This window comes from Pseudomonas sp. S34, assembly GCF_009866745.1.
GTDB classification, from domain to species: domain Bacteria; phylum Pseudomonadota; class Gammaproteobacteria; order Pseudomonadales; family Pseudomonadaceae; genus Aquipseudomonas; species Aquipseudomonas jessenii.
Genome location: NZ_CP019398.1, coordinates 2,362,066 through 2,379,002 on the forward strand (window position 1 = coordinate 2,362,066; position 16,937 = coordinate 2,379,002).

At 61.8% G+C, this 16,937-nt stretch carries 20 protein-coding genes and 1 pseudogene; 13 read left to right on the top strand and 8 right to left on the bottom strand.

All coding sequences use genetic code 11. From position 1 onward, the window contains the following. Nucleotides 1-20: 20 nt before the first annotated feature. Together PspS34_RS10610 and PspS34_RS10615 are read right to left on the bottom strand one after the other, a co-directional pair. Complete coding sequence (locus PspS34_RS10610; RefSeq protein ID WP_159389679.1) at nt 21-1,352, bottom strand: HAMP domain-containing sensor histidine kinase; 1,332 nt, start codon at nt 1,350-1,352, stop codon at nt 21-23. Next, nucleotides 1,349-2,089, bottom strand: a complete 741-nt coding sequence (locus PspS34_RS10615; RefSeq protein WP_008023822.1) for a response regulator — start codon at nt 2,087-2,089, stop codon at nt 1,349-1,351. The genes PspS34_RS10610 and PspS34_RS10615 overlap by 4 nt, the downstream gene beginning before the upstream one ends. Nucleotides 2,090-2,395: 306 nt before the next feature. On the opposite strand from PspS34_RS10615, the gene PspS34_RS10620 reads away from it, so the two are divergent. The 3 genes from PspS34_RS10620 (at nt 2,396) to PspS34_RS10630 (ending at nt 4,283) form a co-directional block, all read left to right on the top strand. Next, a complete protein-coding gene (locus tag PspS34_RS10620) occupies nt 2,396-2,659 on the top strand; it encodes a DUF2790 domain-containing protein (RefSeq protein WP_057715446.1) in 264 nt (87 codons plus the stop codon). Between the two features lie 48 nt (nt 2,660-2,707). Further along, nucleotides 2,708-2,920 carry a hypothetical protein gene (locus PspS34_RS10625; protein ID WP_159389680.1) on the top strand — a complete coding sequence of 71 codons (213 nt, stop codon included), beginning with the start codon at nt 2,708-2,710 and terminating at the stop codon, nt 2,918-2,920. Between the two features lie 145 nt (nt 2,921-3,065). Beyond that, nucleotides 3,066-4,283 (top strand): cytochrome c biogenesis protein DipZ, encoded by a 1,218-nt coding sequence (locus tag PspS34_RS10630; protein ID WP_159389681.1) that lies wholly within the window; start codon nt 3,066-3,068, stop codon nt 4,281-4,283. 9 nt (nt 4,284-4,292) lie between these two features. Here the strand turns inward: PspS34_RS10630 and PspS34_RS10635 are convergent, their stop codons facing one another. After that, entirely contained in the window at nt 4,293-5,285 is a 993-nt protein-coding gene (locus PspS34_RS10635; RefSeq protein ID WP_150814995.1) for an AraC family transcriptional regulator, read from the bottom strand. 177 nt (nt 5,286-5,462) lie between these two features. Here PspS34_RS10635 and PspS34_RS10640 point away from each other — a divergent pair, with 177 nt between their 5' ends. Further along, nucleotides 5,463-5,732 carry a DUF4242 domain-containing protein gene (locus PspS34_RS10640; RefSeq protein WP_057715442.1) on the top strand — a complete coding sequence of 90 codons (270 nt, stop codon included), beginning with the start codon at nt 5,463-5,465 and terminating at the stop codon, nt 5,730-5,732. A 45-nt stretch (nt 5,733-5,777) separates the two neighbouring features. Then, on the top strand, nt 5,778-6,590 hold the full coding sequence (locus tag PspS34_RS10645; protein ID WP_057715441.1) for a class I SAM-dependent methyltransferase: 813 nt from the start codon (nt 5,778-5,780) through the stop codon (nt 6,588-6,590). 129 nt (nt 6,591-6,719) lie between these two features. On the opposite strand, the pseudogene PspS34_RS10650 reads toward PspS34_RS10645, so the two are convergent. Both PspS34_RS10650 and pcsA read right to left on the bottom strand, forming a co-directional pair. After that, nucleotides 6,720-7,107, bottom strand: a pseudogene (locus PspS34_RS10650) (DUF488 family protein). A 2-nt stretch (nt 7,108-7,109) separates the two neighbouring features. Next, complete coding sequence (gene pcsA / locus PspS34_RS10655; RefSeq protein ID WP_159389682.1) at nt 7,110-7,832, bottom strand: phosphatidylcholine synthase; 723 nt, start codon at nt 7,830-7,832, stop codon at nt 7,110-7,112. A 258-nt stretch (nt 7,833-8,090) separates the two neighbouring features. Between pcsA and PspS34_RS10660 the strand changes: the two genes are divergently transcribed. Continuing rightward, on the top strand, nt 8,091-8,819 hold the full coding sequence (locus PspS34_RS10660) for a tellurite resistance TerB family protein (protein WP_159389683.1): 729 nt from the start codon (nt 8,091-8,093) through the stop codon (nt 8,817-8,819). A 231-nt stretch (nt 8,820-9,050) separates the two neighbouring features. Here PspS34_RS10660 and PspS34_RS10665 read toward each other — a convergent pair whose 3' ends face one another. Continuing rightward, on the bottom strand, nt 9,051-9,986 hold the full coding sequence (locus tag PspS34_RS10665) for a class I SAM-dependent methyltransferase (protein ID WP_150815270.1): 936 nt from the start codon (nt 9,984-9,986) through the stop codon (nt 9,051-9,053). 281 nt (nt 9,987-10,267) lie between these two features. Between PspS34_RS10665 and PspS34_RS10670 the strand changes: the two genes are divergently transcribed. The 5 genes from PspS34_RS10670 (at nt 10,268) to PspS34_RS10690 (ending at nt 13,483) form a co-directional block, all read left to right on the top strand. Next, the gene (locus PspS34_RS10670; RefSeq protein WP_150815272.1) at nt 10,268-10,885 is read left to right on the top strand and encodes a cytochrome b/b6 domain-containing protein; all 618 of its coding nucleotides are present in this window, start codon (nt 10,268-10,270) and stop codon (nt 10,883-10,885) included. Beyond that, nucleotides 10,882-11,667 carry a molybdopterin-dependent oxidoreductase gene (locus PspS34_RS10675; RefSeq protein ID WP_154910983.1) on the top strand — a complete coding sequence of 262 codons (786 nt, stop codon included), beginning with the start codon at nt 10,882-10,884 and terminating at the stop codon, nt 11,665-11,667. The genes PspS34_RS10670 and PspS34_RS10675 overlap by 4 nt, the downstream gene beginning before the upstream one ends. A gap of 53 nt (nt 11,668-11,720) precedes the next feature. Continuing rightward, nucleotides 11,721-11,990 carry a pentapeptide MXKDX repeat protein gene (locus tag PspS34_RS10680; protein WP_154910984.1) on the top strand — a complete coding sequence of 90 codons (270 nt, stop codon included), beginning with the start codon at nt 11,721-11,723 and terminating at the stop codon, nt 11,988-11,990. Between the two features lie 290 nt (nt 11,991-12,280). Continuing rightward, nucleotides 12,281-12,688: a response regulator gene (locus tag PspS34_RS10685; RefSeq protein WP_154862313.1), complete on the top strand. Its 408-nt coding sequence runs from the start codon at nt 12,281-12,283 to the stop codon at nt 12,686-12,688. A 60-nt stretch (nt 12,689-12,748) separates the two neighbouring features. Next, nucleotides 12,749-13,483: an HAD-IA family hydrolase gene (locus PspS34_RS10690; protein ID WP_238786594.1), complete on the top strand. Its 735-nt coding sequence runs from the start codon at nt 12,749-12,751 to the stop codon at nt 13,481-13,483. A gap of 50 nt (nt 13,484-13,533) precedes the next feature. Here PspS34_RS10690 and PspS34_RS10695 read toward each other — a convergent pair whose 3' ends face one another. Continuing rightward, nucleotides 13,534-14,193 carry an isoprenylcysteine carboxylmethyltransferase family protein gene (locus PspS34_RS10695; protein ID WP_159389684.1) on the bottom strand — a complete coding sequence of 220 codons (660 nt, stop codon included), beginning with the start codon at nt 14,191-14,193 and terminating at the stop codon, nt 13,534-13,536. A 159-nt stretch (nt 14,194-14,352) separates the two neighbouring features. Between PspS34_RS10695 and PspS34_RS10700 the strand changes: the two genes are divergently transcribed. Then, entirely contained in the window at nt 14,353-15,345 is a 993-nt protein-coding gene (locus tag PspS34_RS10700) for a pyridoxal-phosphate dependent enzyme (RefSeq protein WP_150815278.1), read from the top strand. Here the strand turns inward: PspS34_RS10700 and PspS34_RS10705 are convergent. Continuing rightward, nucleotides 15,339-15,659: a DUF2388 domain-containing protein gene (locus tag PspS34_RS10705; RefSeq protein WP_150815279.1), complete on the bottom strand. Its 321-nt coding sequence runs from the start codon at nt 15,657-15,659 to the stop codon at nt 15,339-15,341. The two genes, PspS34_RS10700 and PspS34_RS10705, sit on opposite strands and share 7 nt — an antisense overlap. 118 nt (nt 15,660-15,777) lie before the next feature. Between PspS34_RS10705 and PspS34_RS10710 the strand changes: the two genes are divergently transcribed. Continuing rightward, nucleotides 15,778-16,887 carry an NAD(P)/FAD-dependent oxidoreductase gene (locus PspS34_RS10710; RefSeq protein ID WP_159389685.1) on the top strand — a complete coding sequence of 370 codons (1,110 nt, stop codon included), beginning with the start codon at nt 15,778-15,780 and terminating at the stop codon, nt 16,885-16,887. The last annotated feature ends 50 nt before the right edge of the window (nt 16,888-16,937 follow it).

Consider the following 16,937-nt stretch of genomic DNA (forward strand, 5'->3'; position numbering starts at 1 on the left):
CTACGGTTGGTCCGGCATTCTCACCCCTGAGCCAAACCCTTCTGCCCCGGCAATCGCAACTCCGCACACAACCCGCCCCCTTCACGATTGCTCAAGGTCAAGGAGCCTCCAATCGCGACCGCCAGTTGCTGGGCGATCGCCAGCCCCAGCCCGGTGCCGCCGGTGTTGCGGTTGCGGGAATTCTCAACGCGGTAGAACGGTTCCATCACTTGCTTGAGTTCTTCCTCGGCGATCCCCGGACCACGGTCGAGGATCTTGATCGAGAGGTTGCCATCGGCCTGCTTTTGCACCCGCAACTCGGCGGCACCGGCAAACTTCAATGCGTTGTCCGTCAGGTTGACCAGCACCCGGCGCAAGGCGTGGGGGCGGGTGTCGATGACGGCGGCACTCTTGCCGCTGAGCTGAACATCCTTGCCCACGTCCTGATAGTCGAACACCAGGCTGTCGAGGAACGAGTCGAGGTCGGTGCGGCGGCTTTCTTCGGTGGCACCGTGGATGCTGCGGGCGTAGGCCACGCCTTCGCGCACCAGGTGTTCCATTTCGCCCAGGTCGTTCCACAGTTTGTCTTTTTCGCTGGAGTCGTCCATGAACTCGGCGCGCAGTTTCATGCGGGTGATCGGGGTTTGCAGATCGTGGGAGATTGCCGCGAGCAATTGCATGCGTTCCTTCAGGTACGCCGCGATGCGTGCCTGCATCGCGTTGAAGGCCTTGGCGGCGTGGGCGACTTCGGTCGGGCCTTTTTCGTCCAGGAGTACGGGATGGGCGTTGGGGTCCAGGGTTTCGACGGCACCGGCGAGGCGGGTGAGGGGGCGGATGGCGATTCTGACCGCCAGCCAGGAGCACGCCAGCATCAGCGCCAGTTGCCCGAGCAACACGATGGGCAGCCAAGGCGACAACGGCACCATCGCCGGGCGGACGTCGATGGTCAGCGGGCTGCCATCGGCCAGGTTCAAGTGCACCTGGAAATGTTTTTTCGGCCCGGGGATGTCGGTAAAGGTCATCGGGTAATCGTGGCCGATGGCGTCTTTGATCGAGGCAATGGCAATGGGCGCATCGGGCATGTCGGTGCGGATGGGCGTGCCCGGCGAACCCTCATTGAGCATGTAACTGTAATTGCGCCGCTCCAGTTGTTTGAGCCAGGCGGCTCGCTCATCGGCGGGCAAGCGGTCGAGGATGGCGACGGACGTGGAAACGTCGGTTTCCAGGTTGCCGAGCATGGTGTTTTTCGAGGACTCGTAGCGTTCGTAGTACTGCGCGCCGAAGGACAGCGCCTGGGCGAGGATCAGGCCGATCAGGAATATCAGCGACAGCCGCGAGGCCAGGGTCCGCGGCCAATGCAGCGCCAGGGTCATGATTGATCGCCCAGGATTTCCACCGGCAGGGAAAACACATAGCCTTCGCTGCGCACGGTCTTGATGTAGGCCGGTTCGCGAGCGTCGTCGAGCAAGCGCTGGCGCAGACGACTGACCAAAAGATCGATGGAGCGGTCGAACAGGTCGGCGTCGCGGCCCTGGGTCAGATTGAGCAATTGATCGCGGTTGAGCACCCGTTGTGGATGGTCGAGAAACACCCGCAGCAAACGATATTCAGCACCGCTCAGGGCCACCATGGTGCCGTCTGCATCGAGCAGGTGACGGGCCGAGGTGTCCAGGCGCCAGCGCCCAAAGGCCAACAGGCGGCTGGCTTCGGTCACCACCAGGTTCGGTGGCAGCATGCGCGTGCGCCGCAGCACCGCGTTGATCCGCGCCAGCAGTTCACGGGCAGCGAATGGCTTGACCAGATAGTCGTCGGCACCCATTTCCAGGCCGAGGATGCGATCGGTTTCATCGTTGCGGGCGGTGAGCATCAGCACTGGCGTGGCCTTGTGCTTGCCGGCGCGCAGTTCGCGGCAGAGCAGCAGGCCATCGTCACCCGGCATCATGATGTCCAGCACGATCAGGTCCACCGGGGTGGTTTCCAGAAAGGCGCGCATTTGCCGTCCATCCGCCACGACCGTGGTGCGCAGGCCGTTCTTCTTCAGGTAGTTGCCAACCAGTTCGCGGATTTCGCGGTCATCGTCAACGATGAGGATGTGATCAACGTGATCCATTGGGCCAAACCTCTGGTAAATGGGGAATGCCACACAGTCTATCGAGCCTGTGCGGGCTCGCCTGCCGCCCTTTGTATTGCAGTGTATCCGGCTTGCCTGAGGATACACACGAAGGCAAAAAAGCCGATTTCCAGCGGTTTTGTATTGCTTTGTATCCAGGCACCGTTCTGATACGCAGCGATTGATTCTCGCCGATTCCCGACACAGACGAGATACCTCGCAGGCTTTTAATAGGTTCCATCGAGGCAAACCAGAGCGCCTCGGCCCAACGAACAGTTGACCTGTTGAAACCTTGAGGAGTCCGCCATGAACACCAAAGCCATCTACGCAGCCTGCCTGTTTGCCGCACTGAACATCTGCACCTTGTCGGCCCGTGCCGAAGCCGATGTCGCTCCCAGAACCTACACCTATGGCACCCAACTGGATATCAGGAAAGTGGTGTCGCTGACCGAGGACACTACGCCTTCCTGCGGCGTGGTGAATGCGCGGCTGACCTACCTCGACTCCCAGTCAAAAACCCAGGTGCTGGATTACAGCAAATTCGCCGACAACTGCAACTCGGAAAACTGAGTGTCGCGATCAACCCCCGCCAAATCCATTTGCAACAGGAAGGACATCATGAACAACGTTACCCGCTACCTGACCGCCATCGTCTTTTCCGTCGCCGGTGCGGCGGCCCATGCCAACGCCGCTGTCGAGCAAAGCGCCTGTGCCAGCAACACCTGCTTCCAGCTCACGCCTGTGGCAGAGAAGGGCACCCAGGGTTTCCTGGCGCAAGACGGTTCCAGCCGCACGCCGCAAGGGCAGTTACTGGATGAGCAGACCGCTTGAAAACACCTCGATCCACTGTGGGAGCGGGCTTGCTCGCGAAAGCGATTGTTCAATCAACGATGTGTCGTCTGACCCGACGCATTCGCGAGCAAGCCCGCTCCCACATAGGTTCTGTGTTGCCCTCTAATTTGCATTAGGTGATCCCATGTTACTCATCGCTTTCCTGGGCGGCATATTGACCGTCCTCAGCCCGTGCATCCTGCCGGTCGTACCATTCCTGTTTGCCGGGGCCGACCGTACACGCTCCTCGATCCTGCTGACCCTCGGCGGCATGGTCCTGACCTTTGCCCTGGTCTCCAGCCTGGCGGTGGTCAGCAGCGAGTGGGTGATACAGGCCAGCAACACCGGCCGCCACGTAGCGCTGGCGGTGATGGTGCTGTTCGCCCTGTCGCTGATCTCCGCCCGGGTCGGTGACTGGCTGGCCCGTCCCTTCGTGCTGCTGGGCAATCGCATCGACCCGGACTCGCGCAAGATGTCCGGGCCGTTGGCGTCGATCATGATCGGTGTCGCCACCGGGCTGCTCTGGGCACCCTGCGCGGGGCCGATCCTCGGGGTGATTCTCACCAGCGCCATGCTGCAAGGTGCGAACGCCGGCACCAGTCTGTTGCTGGTGGCCTATGGCGCGGGCAGTGCGCTGTCCCTGGGCATCTTGATCTTTGCCGGGCGCGGCCTGGTCAATCGCTTGAAACCGTCGATTCCGGTCACCGGCTGGTTGCGCCGTGGCGCCGGGGTTGCGGTGCTCGCCGGTGCGGCAGTGATTGCAACGGGGGCCAATGACCTGTTGCTGGCCAACACCTCATCGGAAGGTGTCAACAGTGTGGAGAAAGGCGTGCTGGAAGCCGTGCCGAAAGTCGTCGATTACCTGGTCAGCAAGGTCAAGGCCGACAGCACCATGGGCGATGCCCAAGGCGCCATGCCCTCGCTGTCCGGCGCGGTGGAATGGCTCAACTCGCCGGCACTGAGCAACGAAGCCCTGAAAGGCAAGGTTGTGCTGGTGGACTTCTGGACCTTCGACTGCATCAACTGCAAGCACACCCTGCCATACGTGAAGGAGTGGGCGAAGAAATACGAAAAGGACGGGCTGGTGGTGATCGGCGTGCACACGCCTGAATACGGCTTTGAGCGCATCATCGACAACGTCAGGGCCAAGGTGAAGGAATACGGCATCACCTACCCAGTGGCGATCGACAACAACTACGCGATCTGGCGCAACTTCGACAACCAGTACTGGCCGGCGCACTACCTGATCGATGCCAAGGGGCAAGTGCGTTACACCCACTTCGGCGAAGGTAGTTACGACACTCAGGAAAAAATGATTCAGCAGTTGCTGGAGGAGGCCAAGGCCGGCACGCCAGCGGCGTAACTTGCTCGATCAATGGCTCACGGGTCTTGCCCCGTGGGCCATGGTTTTTTTCTCCTGTCCGCGCCGCCACGCCGCCGGTGGCGCACCGAACTCGCGACGGAAGGCGCGGCTGAAAGCGGTATCGGTCTGGTAACCCACTTCTTCGGCGATGCGCGTCAATGAGCTGTTGCTGCTGCGTAACAGATTGGCGGCGAGCAACATGCGCCATTGCGTCAGGTACTGCATCGGCGACACCCCCACCAGTTGCTGGAAGCGTTCGGCCAACACCGATCTTGAGGTGCTGGCGGTGCGCGCCAGTTCGTCCAGTGTCCAGGCGTGGCAGGGTTTTTTGTGCAAGGCGTTGAGGGCGGCGCCGACGATGCGGTCGCGCACACCGGCCAGCCAGCCGGTGCGGCCTTCGCCTTGTTCGTTCATGTACAGGCGCAACACTTCGATGAACAGCACTTCGGCCAGTTTGGCCAATACCCCTTCACCGCCAGGGCGGGGCGAGCGGGCTTCGGCGAGGGCATAGCGCACGGAGGATTCCAGCCAGATACCGGCATCCGAACCGCGCACATTGACCCGCACCACCGCCGGCAAGCCCTTGAGCAATATGCCCGCCAGGCGCGTGTCGCACGCCAGGTAACCGCACACCAACCGGGTGACCGCGCCACCTCCGCCATAACTCAACTGCCGGGGCCGGCGCGCCAGCACGGCATCCAGTCGCGCACCCGTGGCCGGGGGCAATCCGGGACGTGAGCACATGCGATGGGCGTCGCCCTGGGGGAAGATCACCACGTCGCCCGCACTCAGATGCAGCGGCGGGTCATCGCCCAGTTCAACGTAGCACTCACCTTCGGTTATCAGGTGAAAGATCACTACCCGTTCCGCATCGGGCTCCAGAAACGGCGCTGCGGTGTCGGCGCTGGGCGACTGGTAGCACCAGGGCGCGGTGAACCGGGCGTTGATAAAGATCGCGCCGACCAGATGCACGACGCGCAGGGTCTGCGACAGAGCGTCCATTGGGGTTTCCCGTGGAAGGATTCCTGATTGTGAGCGCCTCGGCGCGCAACGTGGAATCTCCGGACGATCGGGCAGGGTTGGGCGACGATCGGACAGGACGCCAGCGCCCGTCAGGGCGATAGTTTGATCACAGGGTGAGTGCCACCCTGCCATCAAGAACAATAAAGAGAGGTTGCCATGCCTAAGTTCGTCATTGAACGTGAGATCCAGGGCGCCGGAGCATTATCGGATAGGGATTTGAAAGCGGCTTCGCAAAAGTCCTGCCGGGCGTTGCGTGAGTTGCCTGAGGTGCAGTGGCTGCAGAGCTATGTCACCGGTGACAAGCTCTACTGCGTGTACATCTCGCCGAACGAAGAGCAGATCAGGGAGCACGCTCGGGTGAGCGGGTTTCCCGCCAATCGCATTTCCCAGGTCATGAACATCATCGATCCGACAACGGCGGAGTGAATGCCCGCCAGGCCCGACTCGTGTTTCAACCCAGAGACCTTCTCCATGAGTACACCTATTGATCTGACTGCCTTGAAAAACCGCCAGATGGCCTCCTGGGCCAGCGGCGACTACGCCGTGATCGGCACTACCCTGCAGATCGTCGGCGAGCAACTGGCCGAAGCCTGTGACCTGTTGTGCGATGAGCGCGTGCTCGACGTTGCCGCCGGTAACGGCAACGCAACCCTCGCGGCTGCGCGCCGTGGCTGCCAGGTGACGTCCACCGACTATGTCGCCGCCTTGCTCGAACGCGGCGAAGAACGGGCCCGGGCAGAACGGCTGAATGTCTCCTTCCAGGTCGCCGATGCCGAAGCCTTGCCCTTTGCCGACGGCAGCTTTGATGCCGTGCTGTCGACCTTCGGTGTGATGTTCACGCCGGACCAGCCCAAAGCCGCCGCGGAACTGGCACGGGTTTGTCGCCCGGGCGGGCGGATTGGCTTGGCCAACTGGACGCCGGAAGGTTTCGTCGGCCAGATGTTCAAGACCCTTGGCCAGCACCTGCCCCCCCCTCCGGGTGCCAATCCACCCTCACGCTGGGGCACCGAAGCCTGGCTGCACGAGCATTTCGACGAGCGTGAATTCCTGCTCCAGGTGACGCGTCGCACGTTCAATTTCCGCTATCGCTCGGCGGCGCATTTCATCGACACCTTCCGCCAGTGGTACGGGCCGGTGCACAAGGCCTTCGCCGCGCTGCCCGAGGATGGCGCCAAGGCCCTGGAGACCGACTTGACCGAGCTGATCAACCGGTTGAACCGGGCGGGCAACAAGTCGCTGGTGGTGCCGAGTGAATACCTGGAGGTGGTGATCACGCGGCGTTGAGTTGACACAAGTCCAGTGTGGGAGCGGGCTTGCTCGCGAAAGCGGTGTATCAGCCACAGCATCTTCGACTGAAAGACCGCTTTCGCGAGCAAGCCCGCTCCCACAGGGGTTGTGTGGTGGTCATGGCATCTAAATCACTACGGCCCCCCGCGCCTGCAGCAACTCGCGCAACACCGACCGATGGCAATGCGCCTCATCCTCGCAATAACAGCCCACGGCCAGGGACGTCTGATGGGACAACGCGGCCAGCAGATCCAGTAACTGACTGGCAGAGGGCTGGCTCATCTCGGTCTTGAACTTGCGCCGGAACACCTCCCAGGCCTTGGCATCTTGCGCAGCCTTGGCCTCGGCCACCAACTGCGCACTGGGCGACAGCAGCGGCTGCCAGACATCATAAAAGTCCCGACGGGCGAATTCGGCTTTCGGTACGCCACGGGGAGGGCGGCGTACCGTGCCCAGGCGCAATCCTTCATCGGGTCGACGGGGTGGAGCCGAGTTGAACGATATGGACCGCCATGGCTACTTGAGCCTCGATTCGTCGAACCACTCCAGCGCCGTGCGCCACAAGCAGATGCCCAGGAAGTACGCCGACATCAGCAGCCACAGCCCCATCACCCACGGGTTGATCAGCGGATGGTTGAGCACCAGTGACAGGCTGCACAGCAACCAGATGGCCGTCACCGCAATGTTGATCGGCATGAACCGGCGCACGCGAAACGGGTGCAGGAATTTCATCCGGGTCACGGTCAGCAGGGCCAGGCCAATGACTGTAATGAAGGTGATCCACGGCAACGGGGCGATGATGTAAAGGCACAGGGCAACCACGTTCCAGGCGGCGGGGAAGCCCTGGAAGTAGTTGTCCTTGCTCTTCATGTTGACGTTGCAGAAGCAGAACAGCGACGACACCAGAATCAGCGACACGCTCAGCAGCAAGGTGTAGTCCGGCAACGGGATATAGCGATAGATGAACAGTGCCGGGATAAACACGTACGTCAGGTAGTCGATCACCAGGTCGAGGATCGAGCCATCGAAGCTCGGCAACACCGACTGCACGTTGACCTTGCGTGCCAGCGCACCGTCCAGTCCGTCAACGATCAGGGCGACACCCAGCCACAGCAGGCAATGGGTCGGCTGGTTTTCCAGCAGGGACAGGGTGGCGAGGAAAGCGGTGACCACGCCAGTGGCGGTAAAACCATGGGCGCCCCATGCTTTGAGCCTGGCGATGTACAGGGTTGAAATCACAGGGGCGTTCTCCAGTGAATGAAGCAAGCCAGTTGTCACCCCGCGTACGGGGGTGGTGGCAAACCGGGTCGGGTTGCAGGTATCGACCGGGTATCCGGGAATAAGGTTCACCACTCATGAATCTTAGCTGCGCCGCAAGAAAATACCCCGGACGAATCCGGTATAGCGCGGGCGGGTCAGCCCAACGGTGCTGGCACATTCGCCTGCGGGGGCTATCGTTGCCTGACTGGATAAACGCCCTTCAAGAGGACAAACGTCATGAACACCAGCGATCTGCTCGAACAATTACTGCGCGCCGGCCAGGGCTCGATGGCGCGACAGGGTGGCGGTGACGCATCGGCCCAGGGCGGGCTCGGCGACCTGGGTGGATTGCTCGGCGGTTTGTTGGGCGGGGGTGCCGGTACCAGTGCTGGCGGTGGTGGCGCAGGGTTGGGCGGTTTGCTCGGTGGTTTGCTTGGCGGCGGTTCGCCGATGGGCGGTGCACCGCAAAGTCGTTCCACTGGCGGCACCAATTATGCGGCGCTGGCGTCCTTGGGCATGATGGCGTTCCAGGCGTACCAGGCCTGGCAGCGCAGTCAGGCCTCGGCGCCGCAGGAAGCGCCACGGACCGTGGACTTGCTGGCCGGCCCGGAGGCCGAGGAGCACAGCCATGCGATCCTGCGGGCATTGATTGCCGCGGCCAAGGCCGATGGCCGCATCGATGCCGCCGAGAAACAGATGATCAGCACTGAAATCGGCCGTCACACCGACGATCCGCAATTGCAGCAATGGCTGGACGACGAGGTCGCCAAGCCACTGGATGCCTATGACATCGCGCAGTCGGCCACCGACCCGGGCATGGCCTCGGAGATGTACCTGGCCAGCGTCATGCTGGTGGACGACCAGCAGGACGCCGAACGCAACTATCTGGATGAACTGGCCGCGGCGTTGCAGATCGACCCGCAGTTGCAAGTGCACCTGGAGCAGCAGGCCAAGGGCACTGCCTGACGGGGTGCTCCCACATTTTGATCGCCGCCGAGCGCAGATTCCGTGTGCGCTGAAAATCACTGTGGGAGCGAGCTTGCTCGCGATGTGGCCGACCCAGTCAACATCCCTGGAGCCTGACACACCGCCATCGCGAGCAAGCTCGCTCCCACATTTTGATCGCCATCGAGCGCAGATTCCGTGTGCGCTGAAAAACACTGTGGGGAGCCTACTCGCGAAGGGCATGACTCGGTGTTACTGCCGAAACACCAACGCCTTCAACCCACACTCGAGATCGGTATCCGGAAACTCCGGCGGATTCTCCAGCCGTTGCTCGAACCGCAGGCTTGGCGCCTCGTGTGTCACGCCATCGATCAGGAAATCAGCTCCGAAGGCCGGGTCGTTCATGCATGCCAGCACGGTACCCTGGGGGCTGAGCAATTCCGGCAATCGGCGCAACACTCGCTGGTAGTCCTTGGTCAGCAGGAAGCTGCCTTTCTGGAACGATGGGGGGTCGATGATCACCAGGTCGTACGGGCCTTTGCCGATCACCTTGCCCCAGGACTTGAACAGGTCGTGGCCGAGGAAACTGACCTTGCTCATGTCGTGGCCGTTGAGCCGGTGGTTGTCACGGCCACGGTTCAAGGCCGGGCTCGACATGTCGAGGTTGACCACGTGGCTCGCGCCGCCTTCGATGGCCGCCACCGAAAATCCGCAGGTGTAGGCGAATAGGTTCAACACCCGTTTGCCCTCGGCATTGGCCCGCACCCAGTCGCGACCGTAGCGCATGTCGAGGAACAGCCCGGTGTTCTGTTTGCGGCCCAGGTCCACCCGGTACTTCAGGCCACCCTCGGTGATGGTCATTTCCTCGATGACGTCCCCCAGCAGCCACTCGGTGGTGCTTTGCAGCAGGTAGCGATGTTGCAGCAACAGGGTGTGGGCGCCGGACTGGGCCCATTGCGTTGACTCGGTGATCGCCATCAGCAACTGCTTCAAGCCTTCCAGTTGCTCAGCTTCCGGCTCCTTGAACAGCGCCACCAGCACGACGCCCTGCAACCAGTCCACGGTCACTTGCTCCAGCCCCGGCCAGCAGCGGCCACGGCCGTGGAACAGGCGGCGGGTTTCGGCGGGGGGTGTTGCCAGTGCCGTCAGCAAGTGGTCGTGAAGGGTGGAGAGGGCGTCTGCGTTCATTGGTCTGGGTCGGCAATTTGCGGGGGCGGCATTTAACCATAATTGCACAACCGACGGACCACCACAGAACCCTGTAGGAGCGAGCTTGCTCGCGATAGAGGTGGGTCATTCAGCAGTTGTATCGCCGGATACGACGCCATCGCGAGCAAGCTCGCTCCCATAGGTTTTCCGGTGCTCGTCAGGAGCGAGTTATCACGTTTAATTTAACTTTGCGTGAGGATTTGGCGATCTTCCGGCTTCCATACTCGGCTCCAACGAACAACAACAAACGGGAGCCGGACATGTCGCAGACAACTGCTTCACCCAAGGCCAGCCATCCACGCTGGCTGCGGCTGACCCATTGGCTCAACGCCCTGGCGGTGCTGGTGATGGTCACCAGCGGTTGGCGCATCTATAACGCCTCGCCGCTCTACGATTTCAGCTTTCCCAATTCGATCACCCTCGGCGGCTGGCTGGCAGGCGCGCTGCAATGGCACTTCGCGGCGATGTGGTTCTTGGCGATCAACGGTCTGATTTACCTGGCCTTCAACCTGTTCAGCGGGCGCCTGAAGCGGCGTTTCTTCCCGGTGTCGCCCAAAGGCGTGTTGCACGACCTGTGGGCCGCCTTGCGGGGAAAACTCGGGCACGCCGACCTCAATCATTACAACCAGGTGCAGCGTTTTGCATACCTGTTCGTGATGGTCGACATCCTCCTGCTGGTGCTCTCCGGGCTGGTGTTGTGGAAGTCGGTGCAGTTTCCGCTGCTGCGCGAGTTGCTGTTCGGCTACGAGGGCGCACGCCGCGTGCACTTCTTCGCCATGGCATTGCTGGTGGCCTTCGTGGTGGTGCATCTGGTGATGGTCGCACTGGTTCCAAAAACGCTGTGGGCCATGATCGTCGGCCGCAAGGAGCAGGTATGAAAAAGCGCATTCAGGTAGCCGGGCTGGACGAGGGTTCGATCCTCACCGATGCCCGCAAGATCCTCGCGCCACAGATCGAGGACCGCTCGCGCCGCTCGTTCCTGTTGCGCGGCCTGACCCTTGGCGGCGTGGCGATGCTGTCCGGCTGCAACATCACTGACAACGACAGTGTTGAGACTGCGCTGTCGTCCATGTCGCGCTTCAACGACCGGGTGCAAGGCTGGCTGTTCAACCCCAACGCGATGGCGCCGACCTATCCCGAATCGATGATCACCCGGCCGTTTCCCTTCAATGCCTTCTACGGCATCGACGAAGCGCCGACGGTAGAGGAGGAGGGCTATCGCCTGGAAGTCACCGGCCTGGTCGCCGACAAGCGCAGCTGGCGCCTCGAAGAGCTAAGGGCCATGGCCCAGACCGAGCAGATCACCCGGCACATTTGCGTCGAAGGCTGGAGCGCGATCGGGCGTTGGGGCGGCGTACGCTTCAGCGATTTCCTCAAGCGCATCGGCGCCGACACCGATGCCAAATACGTCGGCTTCAAATGCGCCGACGACTACTACACCAGCATCGACATGGCCACCGCGCTGCATGCGCAAACCCTGTTGGCGCTGACCTGGGACGGCGCGGTGCTGCCGCGCGAATATGGCTTCCCGATGAAGCTGCGCATGCCCACCAAGCTTGGCTACAAGAACCCCAAACACATTCAGGCGATTTTCGTCAGCAACACCTACAGCGGCGGCTACTGGGAAGACCAGGGCTACAACTGGTTCGGTGGCAGCTGATGAACGTGCGAAACATTCACCGTCCGCAAACCCGTGCTCCAAGGAGATCCATCATGAAAAAGTTGACCACTGTTGTTCTGTCCATGTGCCTGGCCGTTGGCGCTGCCTCTGTGTTTGCCGCTACTGCTGTCGATAACGGCAGCATGAGCAAGGACTCGATGTCCAAAGACGCCATGTCCAAGGATGCGATGAAGAAGACCGATTCGATGTCCAGGGACGCCATGTCCAAAGACGGCATGTCCAAAGACTCCATGAGCAAGGAAGGCATGAAAAAAGACGCCATGTCCAAGGATGCGATGAAAAAAAGCGAAATGTCGCAGTAATTCCAAGCACCGCAGACCCTGTGGGAGCGGGCTTGCTCGCGAAAGCGGCGTATCAGTCAACATTGATAGCGACTGACACTATGCCTTCGCGAGCAAGCCCGCTCCCACAGGTTTTTGTCGCCCCGAACTACCTGAATCCCCAAAAGGGACATCGATGATTGATCCGGACGCTTGGCGCCGGTCATCTGGCTGTATCAAAAATGAATTTCCACCGATTCCGCTGCTCATACCTTTTAGGTGGCGGATCAGAACCCGCGAAATCATCGAGGCAATCAGGGAGCGGCACGGTCATGAGTCGAGTACCGACGGCGGGTGGGGATCTTCCTGGCGGATTGATTCTGGTGGTTGAGGATGACCCGCTGATCCTGGAGTTTCTCTGCGAAATCCTTCAGGAGGAAGGTTTTGTCGTCGAGCCGCAAGTCAGTGCGGACGCGGCAGCGATTTATCTGGAGCAGCATGCGCCACAGGTGCACATGCTGCTGACAGACATCACCATGCCCGGCACGCTCAACGGCGCGGACCTGGCCAACCAGTTCGGCGATCGCTGGCCGGACAAGCCGATCATGATCATGTCCGGTTTCGAAACCCCTGAAAGCGCAGGTGTGCGGCACGCGGTCTCGTTCATCAAGAAACCCTGGATGATTGGCGGGCTGCTCGATTGCGTGGGCCAGACCTTCAAGTCCAAACGACTCAACTGATCTGCGCGCAGATGCTACATTGCCGGGCAAATCCGTCCGGCACCTGCGAGGTTCTTTTCCTTGTCCGATCACTCTGTATTCAACTCGACTTACCGTGCCTTTCTGTTCGATATGGACGGCACCGTCCTGACGTCCATTGCCGCCGCCGAGCGGGTCTGGACCACCTGGGCGGTGCGCCATGGTGTCGATGTCGACAGCTTCCTGCCGACCATTCACGGTGCCCGCGCCATCGACACCATCAGGCGCCTGGACTTGCCCGGGGTGGATGCCGAGGCCGAAGCCGCGTGGATTACCGGAGCGGAGGTCGTCGACGTCGACGGGGTATTGGAAGTGGCTGGCGCGGCAAAATTCTTGCGGTCCTTGCCAGCCGGCCAATGGGCCATCGTCACTTCCGCCCCGCGGGAACTGGCGTTGCGGCGCATGGCGGCGGCGGGGATACCGGAGCCTGACGTCATGATTACGGCCGAGGACGTCACGGTCGGCAAACCCGATCCGACGGGGTACAAACTCGCGGCCCGGCGCTTGGGTGTCGAGCCTGAGCAGTGCCTGGTTTTTGAGGACGCCACGGTGGGGATTCTGGCCGCCGAGGCGGCGGGGGCGGATTTGATGATTGTCACGGCGACCCATGAGCAGCCGATCGAGACGTTGCATGCGACGTTGGCAAGTTATGAATCGGTTCTGGTTAAGGTGGGTGCCGATGGATTGCGCCTGCACACGGCCTCATGTGGGAGCGGCGGTGCGGCGATCCGACTTGCTCGCGAAAGCGGCGTATCAGTCAACATTGATAGCGACTGACACTATGCCTTCGCGAGCAAGCCCGCTCCCACAGGGGATCAGTGTTCCGGTCAGTAAAGCCCGGGGATCAACCGCCAGGAGCGGGCGCAATAGGCCTCGTATTCGCTGCCGAACTGCGCCCTCAGCAAGGCCTCTTCCGAGTGAATGCGCGCAATCAGCGGGATCAGCGTCAGCGCCACCAATATCAACCCGACACCAGAACGAAAGGCCAGCGCCCAACCGATGCCGATGACCATCATCCCCAGATAACTGGGGTTGCGCAGGTTGCGGTAAATGCCCTCGGTGACCAGTCGATGGTCCGGCTGAATGGCCACCAGCCCACTGAAGCGCTTGCCCAGCACAAACACCGGCCACAACCGCAGCGCACCGCTGACGATGAACAACAGCGCCCCAAGCCAGCGCACGCCTTCACCGCCAAAGGTCCAGAAATCGATGCGGTCGGTATAGGCCGGCAGATAGCCGCTCAGCAACCCGATCACCCCGAAGGCCGGAATGACCCAGCGGTTGGCCCGGTCTTCGCGTTCCCCCGAACTCAGGTTGACCTCGGTGAACAGCGACGCGACAGCCATGATCAGGGTGGCCAGGGCAACGACAACCAGTGAACCGTGGCTGAAATAAGCCGCGAATCCACCGATTCCCCAGATCGCCAAGGCGAGGTAGGCGAGGGTGCTGATGACGGCGAAAAACGCCAATTTTGCCGAGATCTTCATGGTGCCTCCACGAATTAGCTTACCTCTAAGTGTAGGAGCCTGCGCCAGACCGCTGAGACGGTCACCCCGGACCGGGTGAACTAAACTTGCATGAGAGAACCGTTCACCGCTGGCTCGTTGACCTGTTCCGCGAGCCGGTGGCGTGTAACAGGAACCGATATGCTTCACATCCGAACGCCTTTGATCCTGCACCCTGGCCTATCGACTCCGACCCGCCGTATCTGGCTGAAACTGGAAAACCTGCAACCTGGCGGCTCGTTCAAAATACGCGGCATTGGCTTGCTGTGCAGCCGGGCGGCGCAGCAGGGCAAGCGCAAGGTGGTCTGTCCCTCCGGCGGTAACGCGGGCCTGGCCACGGCCATGGCCGCTGCATGCCTGGGGCTCAAGGCATGCATCGTGGTGCCGCACACTACCCCGCAAAGCACCCGGGCGCGGATCAGCAATACCGGCGCCGAGGTGATCGTGCACGGCAAGGTCTGGGACGAAGCCAATCAACGGGCGCGGGAACTCGCCCAGGACCCGCGCAGTGAATTCGTGCCGGCCTTCGACCACCCGGTGTTGTGGGAAGGGCACAGCACCATGGTCGATGAAATCCTCGAAGACTGCCCGCCAGTGGATGTGCTGGTGACATCGGTGGGCGGCGGTGGCTTGCTGGCGGGGCTGCTCACCGGCCTGATACGTCATCGGCACACCGATTGCCGCATCGTTGCCTGCGAAACCGAAGGCGCGGCATCATTCGCCGCGGCGGTGGCGGCCGGGCATCCGGTCAGACTGCCGAAAATCGACACTGTCGCCACGTCCCTGGGCGCCGCACAAGTGGCCGCCTGGCCGGTCAAGCACATCGGCGAATTCCCCCATGAGTGCGTGGTGCTCAGTGATGATGAGGCGATCATGGGCGTGGTGCGTTACGCCAATGATTTGCGTCAGCTGGTCGAACCTGCGTGCGGGGTTTCATTGGCGATTGCCTACCTGGATCACCCGGCGATTGCCGACGCCAATGACGTGGTGATCGTGGTGTGCGGCGGGGTGAGTATCAACGCGCAAATCGTGGCCGGGTGGGCACGTTTGTCCACTGGCACGCACGCCAGGCAGGGCTGGAAACGCTATCCCGGTGTCACAAGCCCCACCGCTGGCGATGACGATCTTCAGTGATCGGTGGCAACGCCTTCCTGGACGAGAATAGCGCGGGCCAGGTCTTCGTCGCTTGCATTGTTGAGGGCGGGATTGTCCTGGCGGACCTTTTTCAACAGCGCCTCCAGGTAAGCACCACGAATCGCACCGCCGCTGGCGACGAAGCTGGAAGCGTCATCCCGGGCGGGAATCATGAGTTTGTCGTCTTTGAACGTCGAGTACAGCGAGGCGGAAACCCCGGCGGAAGTGGCGACGTCACCCGCATCCACATCGGCCAGAGCCGAGCCGAAGGGTAAACAAAGTACCAGGGAAGAAATGATAAATATGCGGCGCATGACGGTGTCCTCCGACAGCATGAAGCATAAGGTAAGTACCACATAGTTTAGGATGCGTGACGGTCGCCGAGAGTTCCCTGGCATTAGCGAGGAACGGGGTGAGAGGGAGGCAAGGTCGTTGAACGTCGATATTCAAAGCGTGGTAATCGGGGCCGGCGTGGTCGGCCTGGCGGTGGCCAGGGCCCTGGCCAGGAGCGGGCGGGAAGTGCTGGTGGTCGAGGCGAGTGAGGGTATCGGCACGGGCATCAGTTCGCGTAATTCAGAAGTGATTCACGCTGGCATCTATTACCCGGACGGCAGCCTCAAGGCGCGGCTGTGTGTGGAAGGTAAGCAGCGTCTCTACGCCTATTGCGATGAGCACGGTGTCGATTACCGGCGCGTGGGCAAGCTGATAGTGGCCACCGACGAACAGCAGCACGCAGCTTTGCAGCGCCTGTTGCAGCAGGGGCGTGCCAATGGTGTCGATGACCTGAAGTGGCTGGATGGCCCGCAGGCCCGGGAGCTTGAACCGGCGTTGTCCTGCGTCGCGGCGCTGTGGTCGCCGTCTACCGGCATTGTCGACTCCCACGGGCTGATGCTGGCGCTACAGGGCGATGCCCAGAGGTTCGGCGCCACGCTGGCCTTGCACACGCCGCTGCTGTCTGCCCGTTGCATCGAACAGGGTTTCGAGCTGCACATGGGCGGCAGTCAACCCATGACGCTGTGCTGCCGCGAATTGATCAACTGCGCGGGGCTGTCCGCTCCCGAGGTGGCGAGCAGCATTGTCGGACTGCCTGGGGCATTCATTCCCCGGGCGCATTTGTGCAAGGGCAGTTATTTCAGTTTCAGCGGCCGGGCGCCGTTTCGCCACCTGGTGTATCCGGCCCCGGAGAGCGCCGGACTGGGTGTGCACTTGACCCTGGATCTGGGCGGGCAGGCGCGCTTCGGGCCGGATGTTGAATGGGTCGAGCACATTGATTACCGCGTCGAACCCAATCGGGCCGAGGGGTTTTATCAGGCGATCCGCCGCTATTGGCCGGGGTTGCCGGACAACAGCCTGCAACCGGCCTACAGCGGCATTCGCCCGAAAATCAGCGGGCCGACAGAGCCGAGCGCCGACTTTCTCATCAGCGCTCGCGCCGAACATGGCGTGCCGGGGCTGGTGAATCTGTTCGGTATTGAGTCACCGGGGCTGACCAGTTGCCTGGCGCTCGCCGAGTTGGTGGTGAAACACCTGGACGACCGATGATCAGGGCTGGCGCTGCTTTGTGGCCATCGGGTCTATGCTAGGGGATGCGC

Excerpts from the sequence above, each read along its gene's own strand:
- PspS34_RS10610 (WP_159389679.1), bottom strand. The coding sequence starts at position 1,352 with ATGACCCTGGCGCTGCATTGGCCGCGGACCCTGGCCTCGCGGCTGTCG.
- PspS34_RS10615 (WP_008023822.1), bottom strand. The coding sequence starts at position 2,089 with ATGGATCACGTTGATCACATCCTCATCGTTGACGATGACCGCGAAATC.
- PspS34_RS10620 (WP_057715446.1), top strand. The coding sequence starts at position 2,396 with ATGAACACCAAAGCCATCTACGCAGCCTGCCTGTTTGCCGCACTGAAC.
- PspS34_RS10625 (WP_159389680.1), top strand. The coding sequence starts at position 2,708 with ATGAACAACGTTACCCGCTACCTGACCGCCATCGTCTTTTCCGTCGCC.
- PspS34_RS10630 (WP_159389681.1), top strand. The coding sequence starts at position 3,066 with ATGTTACTCATCGCTTTCCTGGGCGGCATATTGACCGTCCTCAGCCCG.
- PspS34_RS10635 (WP_150814995.1), bottom strand. The coding sequence starts at position 5,285 with ATGGACGCTCTGTCGCAGACCCTGCGCGTCGTGCATCTGGTCGGCGCG.
- PspS34_RS10640 (WP_057715442.1), top strand. The coding sequence starts at position 5,463 with ATGCCTAAGTTCGTCATTGAACGTGAGATCCAGGGCGCCGGAGCATTA.
- PspS34_RS10645 (WP_057715441.1), top strand. The coding sequence starts at position 5,778 with ATGAGTACACCTATTGATCTGACTGCCTTGAAAAACCGCCAGATGGCC.
- PspS34_RS10660 (WP_159389683.1), top strand. The coding sequence starts at position 8,091 with ATGAACACCAGCGATCTGCTCGAACAATTACTGCGCGCCGGCCAGGGC.
- PspS34_RS10665 (WP_150815270.1), bottom strand. The coding sequence starts at position 9,986 with ATGAACGCAGACGCCCTCTCCACCCTTCACGACCACTTGCTGACGGCA.
- PspS34_RS10670 (WP_150815272.1), top strand. The coding sequence starts at position 10,268 with ATGTCGCAGACAACTGCTTCACCCAAGGCCAGCCATCCACGCTGGCTG.
- PspS34_RS10675 (WP_154910983.1), top strand. The coding sequence starts at position 10,882 with ATGAAAAAGCGCATTCAGGTAGCCGGGCTGGACGAGGGTTCGATCCTC.
- PspS34_RS10680 (WP_154910984.1), top strand. The coding sequence starts at position 11,721 with ATGAAAAAGTTGACCACTGTTGTTCTGTCCATGTGCCTGGCCGTTGGC.
- PspS34_RS10685 (WP_154862313.1), top strand. The coding sequence starts at position 12,281 with ATGAGTCGAGTACCGACGGCGGGTGGGGATCTTCCTGGCGGATTGATT.
- PspS34_RS10695 (WP_159389684.1), bottom strand. The coding sequence starts at position 14,193 with ATGAAGATCTCGGCAAAATTGGCGTTTTTCGCCGTCATCAGCACCCTC.
- PspS34_RS10700 (WP_150815278.1), top strand. The coding sequence starts at position 14,353 with ATGCTTCACATCCGAACGCCTTTGATCCTGCACCCTGGCCTATCGACT.
- PspS34_RS10705 (WP_150815279.1), bottom strand. The coding sequence starts at position 15,659 with ATGCGCCGCATATTTATCATTTCTTCCCTGGTACTTTGTTTACCCTTC.